The organism is Pseudohaliea sp., from assembly GCF_054552115.1.
Genome location: NZ_JBTOLW010000013.1, coordinates 1 through 13,434 on the forward strand (window position 1 = coordinate 1; position 13,434 = coordinate 13,434).

The window sequence follows — 13,434 nt, forward strand, 5'->3', positions numbered from 1 at the left end:
AGCGGACATGGATGTCCGCTGTCGAGCTGCCATGGATGGCGCTTTTGCGGTCCCGGGACAGGGTGTCGCAAGCCCCGGCGCCGGACTACGAAGCACCTCCTGAGCCAACCACGAAGCGCCCCGGCACAAGCAACAGTGCACCCAACTGAAAGCATCGAGAACCAGAAGGAATAAGCCAGGCATAAAAAAGCCCGGCAAGTGCAGAGGGGGAGCACCGGCCGGGCAGGGCTTGGCTTTCTCAGGGGAAGAGAAAGGGGCATTCCCACCGGGGATGGTGGAAAGACCCGGTGTGGCTTGCGCCACAACCGGATAGACAGGGTCGGGGGGCCGTTGTTCCCCGTGGCGAGAAAAAAATTTTGGCGCGACCGGGGGGGGCTAGTGCGCCTCGTCCCAGTTGCGGCCGCTGCCCGCCTCGACCACGAGCGGAACCGCGAGCTCGGCAGCGCCGGCCATGCGTTCGCAGAGGGCGGGGGAGATCGCGTCGACATCCTCCTCGGGGACCTCGAGGATCAGCTCGTCGTGCACCTGCATTACCAGGCGGACCGTCGGCGCCTCGGCGGCCAGCCAGTGATCCACGTCGAGCATTGCGCGCTTGATGATGTCGGCGGCCGTGCCCTGCATCGGCGCGTTGATCGCCGTGCGCTCGGCGGCCTGCTGGCGCTGCTTGTTGCGGGCGTTGATCTCCGGGAGGTAGAGGCGGCGGCCGAAGAGCGTTTCCACGTAGCCGCGCTCGTGGGCGGCGGCGCGGGTGCGCTCCATGTAGTCGGCGACGCCCGGGTAGCGCTCGAAATAGCGGTCGATGTATTCCTGCGCCTCGTTGCGACCGAGGTGCAGCTGCCGCGCGAGGCCGAAGGCAGACATGCCGTAGATCAGGCCGAAGTTGATCGCCTTGGCCTTGCGCCGCTGCTCTGTCGAGACCTTGTCCAGGTCCGTCGAGAAGACCTCGGCGGCCGTGGCCCGGTGCACGTCGAGGCCGTCGTTGAAGGCGGCGAGCAGGCCCTTGTCGCGGGAGAGGTGGGCCATGATGCGCAGCTCGATCTGCGAATAGTCGGCGGCGAGGAGCCGGCAGCCTTCCGGGGCGATGAAGGCCTGGCGGATGCGCCGGCCCTCCTCCGTGCGGATCGGGATATTCTGCAGGTTCGGGTCCGAGGAGGACAGGCGCCCGGTCGCGGTCACCGCCTGGTGGTAGGAGGTGTGCAGGCGGCCCGTCCCGGGGTTGACCAGGGTCGGCAGCTTGTCCGTGTAGGTGGACTTCAGCTTGGACAGCCCCCGGTATTCGAGGAGCACCTTCGGCAGCGGGTAGTCGAGGGCGAGCTCCTGCAGCACCTCTTCCGCGGTCGACGGCGCGCCCTTCGGCGTCTTGCGTAGCACCGGCAGGCCGAGGCGCTCGAATAGGATCTCCGCAAGCTGCTTGGTTGAACCCAGGTTGAAGGGCCCGCCGGCCAGCTCGTGGGCCTCCGCTTCAAGCTCGCCCAGGCGCTCGCCGAGCGCCTCGCTCTGCCGCGCGAGGCGCTCGCAGTCGAGAAGAGCCCCGTGGCGCTCCATGCGCGAAAGCACGGGGACCAGCGGCAGCTCGATGTCCTCGAAAACGGCGCGCAGCGCGGGCTCCGCCTCGAGCTTCGGCCACAGCATCGCGTGCAGGCGCAGGGTCACGTCCGCGTCCTCGGCGGCGTACGGGGCCGCCTGCTCCACCGGTACCTGGTCGAAGGTGAGCTGCTTCGCGCCCTTGCCGGCCACCTCCTCGAAGTGGATCGTGCGGTGGCCCAGGTACTTGAGGGCCAGGCTGTCCATGTCGTGGCGGGTGGCGGTGGAGTCCAGCACGTAGGACTCGAGCATGGTGTCAAAGCGCACGCCGGCAAGCTCGATGCCGTGGCGCGCCAGCACGCTGGCATCGTACTTGAGGTTCTGGCCCACCTTGCCGAGCCCCGGGTCCTCGAGGAGGGGTTTCAGCTTCGCGAACACCGCGTCGCGATCGAGCTGCTCGGGGGCGCCGGTGTAGACATGGGCCAGGGGGACGTAGGCGGCCTCGCCCGGGGCGACGGCGAAAGAGACGCCGACGATCTCCGCGACCATGTAATTGAGGCTCGTGGTCTCGGTGTCGAAGGCGAAGAGCTCGGCGCCCTTGAGCCGTTCCAGCCAGGCGTCCAGCGCCGCCTCGGTGGTCACCGTATCATAGCCGTCCCGGTCGATCTCGCCGGCAGCGGTCTCCGGTGCCGGCGCCGAGCCGTCGCCGAGCAGCTCCTCGAGCCAGCCCTTGAACTCAAGCCGGGTATACAGCTCGACCAGGGCGTCCTTGTCGGGCTCGCCGGGCGCTAGATCGCCGGGGGCGAAGGGCAGCTCGACGTCGGTCTTGATCGTCGCCAGCCGGTAGGACAGGCGCGCCTTGTCCTCCTGGTCAGCGAGCTTCCTGCCGAGGCTTTTCGCACCGCGCAGCGGCAGTTCGGCCACCTTGTCGAGGTCCGCGTAGATGGCGTCGAGACTGCCGATACCCTGCAGGAGCCCGAGCGCGGTTTTCTCGCCCACGCCGGGGACGCCCGGGATGTTGTCCACCTTGTCGCCCATGAGCGCGAGGTAGTCGATGATCAGCGACGGCGGCAGGCCGAACTTCTCCTCCACCCCCGCCTCGTCGAGCACCGTCTCCGTCATCGTGTTGACCAGGGTGATGTGCCCGTCCACGAGCTGCGCCATGTCCTTGTCGCCGGTGGAGATCACGACCGCGCGGCCGCGGGCTGCGGCCTCCCGGGCGAGGGTACCGATGACGTCGTCGGCCTCGACGCCGGCCTCGCAGATGAGCGGCAGGCCCATGGCGCGGACGATCGCGTGGATGGGCTCGACCTGGTCGCGCAGCTCGTCGGGCATGGGCGGGCGCTGGGCCTTGTACTCGGCAAAGAGCTCGTCGCGGAAGGTCTTGCCCGGCGCGTCGAAGACGACGGCCACCGTGCTCCCCGGGTAGTCCTTGAGGAGCCGCCGCAGCATGCTGATGACCCCGCGCACGGCGCCCGTCGGTTCGCCGCTGGAGGTCGACAGGTCCGGCAGGGCATGGAAGGCGCGGTAGAGGTAGGACGATCCGTCGACGAGAACCAGCGGTGCGGCATCACCCATGGTCGTTCCTCCCGGGGGGGTCAGCGGTTCCAGAGATAGCGCGCGGAGCGCAGCGTGACCTTCATCTTGGCCAGATCCAGCGGGGCCTTGAAGAAGCCGTGGTAATCGCCGCGCGGGTTGATGAGCACCACGTTTGCGCTGTGGTCGATGACGTAGTCCTCGCCCTGGCCCGGCACCTTGCGGAAGGGTGAGTTCAGCTTTGTGGCGAAATTGAAAAGGTCGAGGAACTCGCCGGTCACGCCGGTGAAGTCGGCGTTGAAATAGGGGACGTAGCTGGCGAGCTGCTCCACCGTGTCCCGGGCCGGGTCCACGGACACCATGAACACCTCCGTAGCTGCCGCCTCCGTGCCCTCGAGCTCGCCGGCCAGGCGATCGAGGAAGGCCATGGTGGTGGGGCAGATGTCCGGGCAGTGGGTGAAGCCGAAGAAGACCAGGCTCCATTGGTCCTCGAGGCTCGCCGGCACGAAGGGCTCCCCGCGGTGGGTCACCAGCGCGAAGTCGCCGAGCTCCCGAGGCGTGTCGAGCAGGTAGAGGCCGTTGGCGCGCATCTCGCTCACCGTGAGAATCCGCGGCTGCTGGATGCGATACACGAAGCCGGCGACGATCACCAGGATGAAAGCGAGGACGCCGACGATGGTCAGGCGCACCCCCCGGGGCATGGGCTTGCCGCTGGACCCGCTCACGGTGCGAGGTACCCGAAGGGCAGCAGCCCCGGCGTGAAGAGATAGTGGTCGACGAGCATGACGAGGAACAGGAGCATCAGGTAGTTGATCGAGTACTTGAAGGTCATGATAGCCGCCCGCGGGTTCGTGCCGCGCAGAAGCACGATGGCCCACCACAGAAAGCGACCGCCGAGCACCAGCGCGCCGGCGAGGTAGAGCGGCCCGGAGAGCCGCGTGGCGAAGGGCAGCAGCGTGATCAGGAACATGATGATCGTGTACAGCAGGATGTGCAGCTTGGTGAAGGCCTCACCGTGGGTCACCGGCAGCATGGGCACGTCCACGAGGGCGTACTCTTCCTTGCGATGGATGGCCAAGGCCCAGAAATGCGGCGGGGTCCAGGCGAAGATGATGAGCACCAGCAGCAGCGCGTGGCCGTGGATTTCGCCGGTCACGGCCGTCCAGCCGAGGAGCGGCGGGGCCGCACCGGCGAGGCCGCCGATGACGATGTTCTGCGGCGTCGCGCGCTTCAGGAACAGCGTATAAATAAAGGCATAGCCCACCAGGGAGGCGAGCGTCAGCCAGGCAGTCAGCGCATTGACCCAGACGAGGAGGATGGCCATACCGGCCACGCCGAGGGCGAGGGCGAAGAGGGCCGCGTTCAACGGTGCCACGCGGCCGCGGGCGATGGGGCGATTGCGCGTGCGCGCCATGCGCTCGTCGATGCGCTGGTCCACCAGGTGGTTTACCGCGGCGGCGGCACCGGCGCACAGGGCGATGCCGAGGTTGCCGAGGATCAGCGCATCGAGCGGCACCCAGCCGGGCACCGCCATGCACATGCCGATGACCGAGGTGAGGATCATCAGCGCCACCACGCCGGGCTTGGTGAGCTCCTTGTAGTCGCGCCAGGTAGCCCCGGCGGCTTGCGTCACGGCTTCCGTCATCGCGCTCACCCGGCCGAGTTCTTGAGGAGGAACTTGAGATCGGCCATTACGTCCTTGTAGTTGACGCTGTCGTCGTAGGCCATCATCACCCAGCCCGCCGGGTCCACGAGGTACCAGGTGTCCGGGCGCTCGGCGAGTTCGGGGAACTGCGCGCGCAGGTCGGCGCCGTCCGCGCCGAGGGTGAGCATGCCCACGTGCTGGGTCTCCAGGTAGCCGGCGAAGGTACCCGGGGCGTCGGTACCGTCGCTCAGGGTGTCCAGCGGAAAGGCGGTCTCGGCAATCTTGCGATCGCCGACCCAGGCGCGCTGCAGGCGGTTGAACTCCTTGCCCATGGCGACATGGATCTGCCGGGTGAGGTAGAGCCGGTGTTCACAGGCGGCGTCGCAGGCCCCCGGCGCGGGTATGAGGAGTGTCCACTTCGGTTCGCCCTTTGCGACCGCATTGGCGGCGAGCGCATAGGGCTCGCCCGCCTGATCCACGAGCCCGAGCTCGGCCACCGGCCGCGGCGGCTGGAGGAGCTGCCCGTTGTTGGCGGTGCCGAGGCTGCCCACCAGGTCAAGGTCACCATTGACCACGAAATACCACAGCCAGGTCGCCGCGAGAATCATGGTCACCGGGATACCGGCGATGGTCAGCAAAACCAACCGGTTGCGGTTTACCGTAGCCGGGTCCAGCTCCGGTGCCGTGTTGCCCATGGGCTCAGTCATGCGTCCGTCCGTCATCGTTGGCCTTCTCTGCCTGGCGCCGGCCACGCAGGAGGGCCCAGAGATTGCTGCTGCGCAGCACAAAAAACAACCCCAGCACCGCCGCCATGGTGAACCACTGCACGGCATAGCCCCGGTGCTTGGCCGGGCTCACGTTGACGACGGGCCAGTCCACGGCCAGCGCACCCGGGGCATCCGCGTCGAGGCGCACGCTCCAGGGAAAGACCGGCGCGCCGAGGTCTGCGGCGAGGGCCTCGGCGAGCGGGGCCATTTCCAGCGCCTGCACCACCCGCGGCCAGTCGTCCACGGCGCGGGACTGCTCGCCCAGCAGGTAGGGCGGGTCCGGCGGCACGTAGAGCTGCCCGGTGACCGCCACCATTCCGGTCGGCGAGGCGGGCTCCGGCAGCGAGCGCCGCGCCGGGTCGCCCGCTACCCAGCCCCGGTTGATCAATGCGTAGCCGCCGTCCTTCCGGGCGAAAAGCGACACGACCTCGTAGCCGAAGCGGCCGCCCTGCACCCGGTTGTCAAGCAGCAGGTAGCGATCCGCCAGGTAGCGCCCGCGCAGGCGCACCGGCAGGTAGGCCAGGGCCGCCGGGGCCCGCGCCGCAAGGACGCTGTTCACGGGTACCGGGTCCGCGGCCTGCCGGACCTCGAAGCGCTCGAGCAGCGCGCGCTTCTCCCTCTCCCGGTCGAGCTGCCAGCAACCGAGGCCGATGAGCGCGGGCAACAGGAGGGCGACGAGCAGTGTCGTCCGCCACTCGAGGTCGAGCTCCAGCGCGCCCAGGGAGGCCCGCATCAGCGGGCACCGACTGCGTTATACTGCCGGTTTGCGCAGCATCCGGGGGCCATCGTGCTGAAAGCGCTGATCATCGTGTTCATGGTACTACTCGTGGCCAGCCTCGGGAGCGGGCTGTACTTCCTGCTGGTCGACCAGGGAGACAAGAACAGCCGGCGGACCTTTCATTCCCTCGGGGTCCGCCTCGGGCTGGCGCTGGGGCTGGCGACGGTGATCGTCTACGGCGTCGCCACCGGCCAGCTCGGCCATCGCAACCCCTGGGATGCCGGCCCGAAGGGCGCGGCATCGCGGGCTGCGGAGTGAAACCTCAGAGCATAACTCAGAGGATGTAGACGAAGAGGAACAGGAACACCCAGACCACGTCGACGAAGTGCCAGTACCAGCTAGACCCCTCGAAGCCGAAGTGGTCGTCCGCCGTGAAATGCCCCGCCCGCAAAGAGCGGTACAGCTGCACGCCCAGCATGAACGTGCCCATCAGTACGTGAAAGCCATGGAAGCCGGTGAGCATGAAGAAAGTCGAGCCGTAGATCCCCGAGTTCAGGGTCAGGCCGAAATGCGCATAGGCCTCGTAGTATTCCAGCGCCTGCAGGCAGACAAAAACAACACCGAGGAACACGGTGAGCCCCAGCCACAGGTTGAACTTGCGCCGGTTGTTGTCAAGCAGACCCATGTGCGCGATGTGAACGGTGACGCTCGAGGAGAGCAGGATGATGGTGTTCCACAGCGGCAGCCAAAGATACCAGGCGGAGGCCTCGGCAAAGGCCATGCTCTTCTGGGCGCTGGTGAAGGTACCGTTGTTGGCCATGAGCTGGCTGCCGGCGCCACCGACAGCCTCCTGCGGCGTCTGCATCATCGGCCAGGAAAACTGGAAGCCCTCCCAGAGCAGGTGGTTCATGCGGCCGCCGTCGCCCTCGCCGGCCAGCCAGGGGCCGACCAGGTTGCGCACGTAGAACAGGGCACCGAAGAACGCGGCAAAGAACATCACTTCCGAGAAGATGAACCAGCCCATGCCGAGCACGTAGGATTTCTTCAGCTGGGCGCTGTTCATGCCCGCGATGTTCTCCCGGATGGCCTGGCGGAACCAGGTAAAGAGGGTGGCACCGAAGACAAAGAGGCCGACGTAGAGGATAAGGCTGGAGTTGCTGTCTGCCCCGGGCTCGCCGAAGGTCATGTCGTTCATGAGGCTGGCGGCGCCAAAAATACTGAGCACGAGACCGATGGTGGCCATCACCGCCATCTTGCTCTTTTCGGGTACGTAATAGGTTTCGTGCGCGGTAGACGTCTGGGTTGTCATTCTCTCTCTCCGTTTACGGCGATGCCGCTCCCCTGCGCGGCACCTCAGCGGGCGGCGACGGCGTCGCTCGCCATGTCCGTCACGTCAAACAGCGTGTAGGACAGCGTGATGGTCTTGATATCCCGGGGCAGATCCCGATCGACGATGAACTGCAGCGGCATGTCCGCCGCGCTATCCCCGTCCAGCGGCTGCTGGTTGAAGCAGAAACACTCGGTCTTGTGGAAATAGGCCGCGGCCCGGGACGGTGAAATGCTCGGGATCGCCTGGGCGACCATGGCCCTCGGCAGCGGGTTCTGTGCGTGGAACACCGTGTTCGCCGCCTGGCCCGGATGCACGCGCAGCACGCGATCGCCGGGGCTGAAGGCCCAGGGCATACCGTCATTGTTGCGGGCGATGAACTGCACCGTGATTTCCCGGGTCTCGTCGATGCCGGCGGGCGCGGCCGTGTAGGCCTGCCCGCTGGTCTTGCCGTTGATGCCGAGGGCATCACAGAGCACGTTGTACAGCGGCACCATGACCACGAACACGAAGCTGAACATCACAAGCGCCGCCACCACCAGCTTCGCGGCGGTGTCGACGGCGGGGTTGTCGCTGATGCGCAGCATGGTTCGCCCTGCTCCTTTCCCTTGCCTGCCTTACGAGTGCGCGTGGGCCGGGTCGATCTTCGGCGGCACCTCGAAGGTGTGGTAGGGCGCCGGCGTCGGCACGGTCCACTCGAGGCCCTCGGCGCCGTCCCAGACCTTCTCGTCGGAGACCGGCTTGCCGGCGACGATGGTCGCGATGACGTTGTAGAGGAACAGCAGCTGCGAGGCGCCGTAGATGAAGGCGCCGATCGAGGACATCATGTTGAAGTCCGCGAACTGTAGCGAGTAGTCCGGGATGCGCCGCGGCATGCCCGCCAGGCCCACGAAGTGCTGCGGGAAGAAGGTGATGTTGAAGCCGATGAACGAGATCCAGAAGTGGGTCTTGCCCATGGTCTCGTTGTACATCCTGCCGCACCACTTCGGCAGCCAGAAATAGATCGCGGCGGTCATGCTGAACACGGCGCCGGCCACCATCACGTAGTGGAAGTGGGCCACCACGAAGTAGCTGTCGTGGTACTGGAAGTCCGCCGGAGCGATGGACAGCATCAGGCCCGTGAAGCCGCCGATGGTGAACAGCACCAGGAAGCCGATACAGAACAGCATGGGCGTCTCGAAGGTGAGCGCACCGCGCCACATGGTGGTGATCCAGTTGAACACCTTCACGCCGGTGGGCACGGCGATGAGCATGGTGGCGTACATGAAGAACAGCTCACCGGCCACGGGCATGCCCACGGTATACATGTGGTGCGCCCACACGATGAAGGACAGGAAGGCAATGGCCGCGGTGGCGTAGACCATGGAGTCATAACCGAAGAGCGGCTTGCGCGAGAAGGCCGGGATGATCTGCGACACCACGCCGAAGGCCGGCAGGATGATGATGTAGACCTCCGGGTGGCCGAAGAACCAGAAGATGTGCTGGAACAGCACCGGATCGCCGCCGCCGGCGGCGGAGAAGAAGCTGGTGCCGAAGTGCACGTCCATGAGCATCATGGTCACGGCCCCCGCCAGTACCGGCATCACGGCCACCAGCAGGAAAGCGGTGATCAGCCAGGTCCAGACGAACAGCGGCATCTTCATGTAGCTCATGCCCGGCGCCCGCATGTTCATCACCGTGGCGATGATGTTGATGGAGCCCATGATCGAGGACAGGCCGAGGATGTGAATGCAGAAGATGAAGATCGTGACCGACGGCGCCGCGTAGGTTGTGGACAGGGGCGCATAGAAGGTCCAGCCGGCCGCCGGGGCGCCGCCCTCCATGAACAGCGTGGAGGCGAGGAGCAGGAACGCCGGGGGCAGGATCCAGAAGCTCCAGTTATTCAGGCGCGGCAGCGCCATGTCCGGCGCGCCGATCATCATGGGGATGAGCCAGTTGGCCAGGCCCACGAAGGACGGCATGATCGCGCCGAAGACCATGACCAGGCCGTGCAGGGTGGTCATCTGGTTGAAGAAGGCCGGTTCCACCAGCTGCATGCCGGGCTGGAACAGCTCCGCCCGGATGATCATGGCAAAGGTGCCGCCGAGCAGGAACATGGCGAACGAGAACCACAGGTACATCGTGCCGATGTCCTTGTGGTTGGTGGTAAAGAGCCACCGCGAGAGGCCCTTGGCCGGGCCGTGATGATGATCTCCCATGGTCTTTCTCTCCTCAGCCCTGCTTGTAGTTGAACACGTCGATGGGCTGCACGAGGTCACCCATGTTGTTACCGAACGCGTTCCGCTGGTAGGTGATCACGGCCGCCAGGTCGACGTCGTTGAGCTGGCCACCGAAGGCCTGCATCGCCGTGCCGGGCACACCGTTGATGCCGACATTAAGATGGCCGGCGATCTCGCCGGTCGCGATAGCGCTGCCCGCGATGGCGGTGCCGACGCCGCCCTCGCCCCGGGCGCCGTGGCAGGCCAGGCAGTTGCGCTCGTAAACCGCCTTGCCGCGCTCCATGAGCTCGTCGAGGGTGAAGGTCTGGGCCATGAGTTCCTGGACCTTGGCCGCCTGCTCCTGCTTCTCACCCAGCCACGCGGCGTAGTCTTCCTTGCTCACGACCTCGACCACGATGGGCATGAAGCCGTGATCCTTGCCGCAGAGCTCGGCGCACTGGCCCCGGTAGGTGCCGATTTCATTGGCGCGGGTCCAGGTCTCGTTGATGAAACCGGGAATGGCGTCCTTTTTTACGGCCAGCTCCGGCACCCACCAGGAGTGGATGACGTCGTTGGCAGTGACCAGGAAGCGGACCTTGGTGTCCACGGGGATCACCAGCGGCTCGTCCACCTCGAGGAGGTAGTTTTCATTCTTGTCGTCGGTGTTGTAGATCTCCGACTGCGGCGTCGCCAGGTTGGAGAAGAAGGCGACGTTCTCTCCCTCCTCGGCCAGGTATTCGTACTTCCACTTCCACTGGTAGCCGGTCACCAGCACGTCCATCTCGGCGTCATCGAAATCGTAGATGTCCAGCAGCGTCGAGGTGGCGGGCACGGCCATGGTAATGAGGATCAGGAACGGCACCACCGTCCAGGCGATTTCCACCTTGGTGCTCTCGTGGAACTGCGCCGGCTTCACACCGCGGGACTTGCGGTGGTAGATGATGGAGTAGAACATGACCCCGAACACCAGCGCGCCGATGGCGACGCAGATCCATAGGATGATCATGTGAAGGTCGAAGATGGACTGCCCGACATCGGTAACACCGACGGGCATGTTCACCGCGTTCTTCTCGCCGCCGGCTGCCAGGGCGAGCGCCGGAAGCGTGACGAGGACGCCGGCCGCGCACACGAGCAGCCTTTTAAGGTTATTCAAGGACATCGAGTACTTCTCCAGTTCCAAGCCTGAGGACATCACCACCACCAGTTCAGGCCCGTCGAGCTGCTGAGCGCGCTGGCCGGACTCGCCCCGGGGGCGTGGTCGACAAGCGCGGAGTGGACTGTGTTGCCGCCCGGTTGCGACAAAGCGACGCAGTCCAGGCGGCGCAAAGTATAACGAAAGGCGTCCGCCTACGTAACCGATTTGCATCTGGATCATCCCCCGGGGATGACAACCGAGGAGCCCTACCAGCAGTGGGTAACAACGGCCGCCTTGACCACAAGATATGGGGGATCGCCTGGCCCGCGATTCTCGCCAACGTATCCATCCCGACCCTCGGACTGGTCGATGCGGCGATCCTCGGGCACCTCGACAGCACCCGCTACCTTGGTGCCGTGGCCATCGGCAGCGCCATCCTCTCGTTTCTTTACTGGGGCTTCGGCTTCCTGCGCATGGGCACGACCGGGCTGGTCGCCCGTGCCGGCGGCGCCGGGAAGCCGGGAGAGGCTCTCAGGGTACTCGCGCGCGCCGCCGCCCTCGGCGTGGCCATTGCCGCGCTCATCGTCATCCTGCACCCGCTCTGGCTGTCCCTGGGCCTGTCCCTCATGCAGCCGGACCCGGCTCTCGCCGCGCCCGCCGCGAGCTACATCCAGCTGCGGCTGCTCAGCGCGCCGGCGGTCCTGGCCACCTATGCGGTGGTCGGCTGGTGCATCGGTCGCCAGGACACGCGCTGGCCGATGGCGATCCTGCTGGTGACCAACGGCAGCAACATCGCGCTGGACGTGCTGTTCATCCTCGGGCTCGGGCTGGCCAGCGACGGCGCCGCCCTGGCGACCGCCTGCGCCGAGTACCTGGGCCTCGCGATCGCAATCGTCGCGGTCCGTCGCGCGGGGGGCCGGCTGCCGCCCGGCGACCTGCGCCGCGCGCTCACGGACCGCCATGGCTACGGCCAGCTCTGGCGCGCCAACGGCCACCTGTTCCTGCGCACGGCCTGCCTGCTGGCCTGCTTTGCCTTCTTCACGGCGGCGGGGGAAAAGCTGGGCGAGGACGTGCTCGCCGGCAATGCCCTCATGCTGCAGTTCCTGCTCTTCGCCGCCTTTTCCCTCGACGGCTTCGCCTACGCCGCGGAGGGACTGGCCGGGGACCGGCTCGGCGCGCGCGACCTCGACGGTTTCCGCACGGTGGTGCGCCGCTGCGCCTGGTGGAGCGCGGGCAGCGCGGTGCTCATCAGTGCGCTGATCTACGCGGGGAGGCCGCTGATCTTCCCGCTGCTGTCTGATCTTGCCAGCGTGCAGGCGGTGCTCGCGGCGCACAGCGGCTGGCTGGTCGCGCTGCCCCTGCTGGCGGCGCCGAGCTACCTGCTGGACGGCGTATTCATCGGCGCCGCGGAGACGCGCCCGATGATGACGACGATGTGGCTGGCCGCCCTCGGGGTCTACCTGCCGGTGTGGTGGCTGACCCGGCCCCTCGGCAACGACGGGCTGTGGCTGGCCTTCAGCCTCTTCAACCTGGCCCGCGGAGTGTTCCTGGGCGGGGTCTTCCTGCGCTACAGCCGCCGCGGCCGCTGGCTGGCGGCGTGACCAGCGGCGCCCCCGCATCGCGGGCTAGTCCTCCGCATCGGAGGGCGGCCGCGACGGGTCGATGAGGTTGACCACCTCCGGCGCGGTCTCGCTGCGCCGCGCTGAGGCGCGCGTGACCCGGGTCGGCACCTCGGACGCCGCGGGCGGCTCGGGGCGGGCCTCGCTGAAGCCGCAGGCGACGCACTCGCGGCGGTCCGTGTCCCGATCCACCACCAGGCGGTCCATGGCAGCGCAGCGGGGGCAGACGGCACCGGCAATGAAGCGGCGGCGCGGCCGGAAGGGCGGTTCCATGCAGGCTCTCCGTGCAGGTGTTTCCGATCGGGTCACGACCGGTTGATGATCCGTGGTCGGTGCTGCGGTTACACTCGGCAGCTCACAGCATTCTAGCAACTCCGGGGAACGCCCCATGCATCACTACACCGCCACCAGCCTGCGCAGCTACGGCGGCCACCGGCCGAAAATCGGCGAGCGGGTGCTGATCGACCCCTCCGCCGTGGTCCTCGGCGACGTCAGCCTCGGCGATGATGTCTCTATCTGGCCGAACGCGGTTGTGCGCGGCGACATGCACTGGATCACGATCGGCGCGCGCACCAGCATCCAGGACGGCAGCGTCCTGCACATCACCCACGCCGGCCCCTACAACCCGGACGGCTGGCCGCTGGCCATCGGCGCCGAGGTCACCGTGGGCCACAACGCCACGCTGCACGGCTGCCGCATCGGCGACCGGGTCCTGGTCGGGATGGGGGCCACCGTCATGGACGGCGCGGTGGTGGAAGAGGAGGTGGTCATCGCTGCCGGGGCGCTGGTCACACCGGGCAAGCGCCTGGTCTCCGGCTACCTGTACGCCGGCGTCCCGGCACGGCAGCAACGCCCATTGACTGATGCAGAGCAAGGCTATTTCCGCTATAGCGCGGATAATTACGTCCGTCTCAAGGACAGCCACCTCGCCGAACTCGAGGGCGGGGGCTGAGCCGCCGTCCCCC

The 13,434-nt window shown here is 66.9% G+C and carries 13 protein-coding genes; 3 read left to right on the forward strand and 10 right to left on the reverse strand.

Annotation, left to right across the window (positions count from 1 at the left end):
• Positions 1-375 precede the first annotated feature (375 nt).
• From polA to ACX93N_RS08175, 5 genes are read right to left on the reverse strand one after another with little or no spacing between them, the layout of a single operon-like run.
• Positions 376-3,102 (reverse strand): DNA polymerase I, encoded by a 2,727-nt coding sequence (gene polA, locus ACX93N_RS08155; RefSeq protein ID WP_459427913.1) that lies wholly within the window; start codon positions 3,100-3,102, stop codon positions 376-378.
• Positions 3,103-3,122: 20 nt separating this feature from the next.
• On the reverse strand, positions 3,123-3,761 hold the full coding sequence (locus ACX93N_RS08160) for an SCO family protein (RefSeq protein WP_459427994.1): 639 nt from the start codon (positions 3,759-3,761) through the stop codon (positions 3,123-3,125).
• Positions 3,762-3,781: 20 nt separating this feature from the next.
• Complete coding sequence (cyoE, locus tag ACX93N_RS08165; protein ID WP_459427914.1) at positions 3,782-4,705, reverse strand: heme o synthase; 924 nt, start codon at positions 4,703-4,705, stop codon at positions 3,782-3,784.
• 5 nt (positions 4,706-4,710) lie between these two features.
• Positions 4,711-5,412: a hypothetical protein gene (locus tag ACX93N_RS08170; RefSeq protein WP_459427915.1), complete on the reverse strand. Its 702-nt coding sequence runs from the start codon at positions 5,410-5,412 to the stop codon at positions 4,711-4,713.
• Positions 5,405-6,205: an SURF1 family protein gene (locus tag ACX93N_RS08175; RefSeq protein ID WP_459427916.1), complete on the reverse strand. Its 801-nt coding sequence runs from the start codon at positions 6,203-6,205 to the stop codon at positions 5,405-5,407. Before ACX93N_RS08175 ends, ACX93N_RS08170 begins: the two co-directional genes overlap by 8 nt.
• 54 nt (positions 6,206-6,259) lie before the next feature.
• Here ACX93N_RS08175 and ACX93N_RS08180 point away from each other — a divergent pair, with 54 nt between their 5' ends.
• Positions 6,260-6,508, forward strand: a complete 249-nt coding sequence (locus ACX93N_RS08180; protein ID WP_459427917.1) for a DUF2909 domain-containing protein — start codon at positions 6,260-6,262, stop codon at positions 6,506-6,508.
• A gap of 16 nt (positions 6,509-6,524) precedes the next feature.
• On the opposite strand, the gene ACX93N_RS08185 is transcribed toward ACX93N_RS08180, so the two are convergent.
• The 4 genes from ACX93N_RS08185 to coxB are packed head-to-tail and all read right to left on the reverse strand — an operon-like array spanning position 6,525 to position 10,874.
• Positions 6,525-7,499: a cytochrome c oxidase subunit 3 gene (locus tag ACX93N_RS08185; protein ID WP_459427918.1), complete on the reverse strand. Its 975-nt coding sequence runs from the start codon at positions 7,497-7,499 to the stop codon at positions 6,525-6,527.
• Between the two features lie 44 nt (positions 7,500-7,543).
• Positions 7,544-8,104, reverse strand: a complete 561-nt coding sequence (locus ACX93N_RS08190; RefSeq protein WP_459427919.1) for a cytochrome c oxidase assembly protein — start codon at positions 8,102-8,104, stop codon at positions 7,544-7,546.
• A gap of 30 nt (positions 8,105-8,134) precedes the next feature.
• The gene (gene ctaD / locus ACX93N_RS08195) at positions 8,135-9,715 is read right to left on the reverse strand and encodes a cytochrome c oxidase subunit I (RefSeq protein ID WP_459427920.1); all 1,581 of its coding nucleotides are present in this window, start codon (positions 9,713-9,715) and stop codon (positions 8,135-8,137) included.
• A gap of 13 nt (positions 9,716-9,728) precedes the next feature.
• Positions 9,729-10,874: a cytochrome c oxidase subunit II gene (gene coxB, locus ACX93N_RS08200; protein WP_459427921.1), complete on the reverse strand. Its 1,146-nt coding sequence runs from the start codon at positions 10,872-10,874 to the stop codon at positions 9,729-9,731.
• Positions 10,875-11,125: 251 nt separating this feature from the next.
• Here coxB and ACX93N_RS08205 point away from each other — a divergent pair, with 251 nt between their 5' ends.
• A complete protein-coding gene (locus ACX93N_RS08205) occupies positions 11,126-12,451 on the forward strand; it encodes an MATE family efflux transporter (protein WP_459427922.1) in 1,326 nt (441 codons plus the stop codon).
• Between the two features lie 24 nt (positions 12,452-12,475).
• Here the strand turns inward: ACX93N_RS08205 and ACX93N_RS08210 are convergent, their stop codons facing one another.
• A complete protein-coding gene (locus ACX93N_RS08210) occupies positions 12,476-12,742 on the reverse strand; it encodes a YheV family putative zinc ribbon protein (protein ID WP_459427923.1) in 267 nt (88 codons plus the stop codon).
• A 115-nt stretch (positions 12,743-12,857) separates the two neighbouring features.
• Between ACX93N_RS08210 and ACX93N_RS08215 the strand changes: the two genes are divergently transcribed.
• Positions 12,858-13,421 (forward strand): gamma carbonic anhydrase family protein, encoded by a 564-nt coding sequence (locus ACX93N_RS08215; protein WP_459427924.1) that lies wholly within the window; start codon positions 12,858-12,860, stop codon positions 13,419-13,421.
• The last annotated feature ends 13 nt before the right edge of the window (positions 13,422-13,434 follow it).

What these genes read in the sequence shown, in the direction of transcription:
- ACX93N_RS08185 (WP_459427918.1), bottom strand. Translation starts at nt 7,499, where the DNA reads ATGACAACCCAGACGTCTACCGCGCACGAAACCTATTACGTACCCGAA.
- coxB (WP_459427921.1), bottom strand. Translation starts at nt 10,874, where the DNA reads ATGTCCTTGAATAACCTTAAAAGGCTGCTCGTGTGCGCGGCCGGCGTC.
- polA (WP_459427913.1), bottom strand. Translation starts at nt 3,102, where the DNA reads ATGGGTGATGCCGCACCGCTGGTTCTCGTCGACGGATCGTCCTACCTC.
- ACX93N_RS08210 (WP_459427923.1), bottom strand. Translation starts at nt 12,742, where the DNA reads ATGGAACCGCCCTTCCGGCCGCGCCGCCGCTTCATTGCCGGTGCCGTC.
- ACX93N_RS08215 (WP_459427924.1), top strand. Translation starts at nt 12,858, where the DNA reads ATGCATCACTACACCGCCACCAGCCTGCGCAGCTACGGCGGCCACCGG.
- ACX93N_RS08175 (WP_459427916.1), bottom strand. Translation starts at nt 6,205, where the DNA reads ATGCGGGCCTCCCTGGGCGCGCTGGAGCTCGACCTCGAGTGGCGGACG.
- ACX93N_RS08170 (WP_459427915.1), bottom strand. Translation starts at nt 5,412, where the DNA reads ATGACTGAGCCCATGGGCAACACGGCACCGGAGCTGGACCCGGCTACG.
- ctaD (WP_459427920.1), bottom strand. Translation starts at nt 9,715, where the DNA reads ATGGGAGATCATCATCACGGCCCGGCCAAGGGCCTCTCGCGGTGGCTC.
- ACX93N_RS08190 (WP_459427919.1), bottom strand. Translation starts at nt 8,104, where the DNA reads ATGCTGCGCATCAGCGACAACCCCGCCGTCGACACCGCCGCGAAGCTG.
- ACX93N_RS08160 (WP_459427994.1), bottom strand. Translation starts at nt 3,761, where the DNA reads ATGCCCCGGGGGGTGCGCCTGACCATCGTCGGCGTCCTCGCTTTCATC.
- cyoE (WP_459427914.1), bottom strand. Translation starts at nt 4,705, where the DNA reads ATGACGGAAGCCGTGACGCAAGCCGCCGGGGCTACCTGGCGCGACTAC.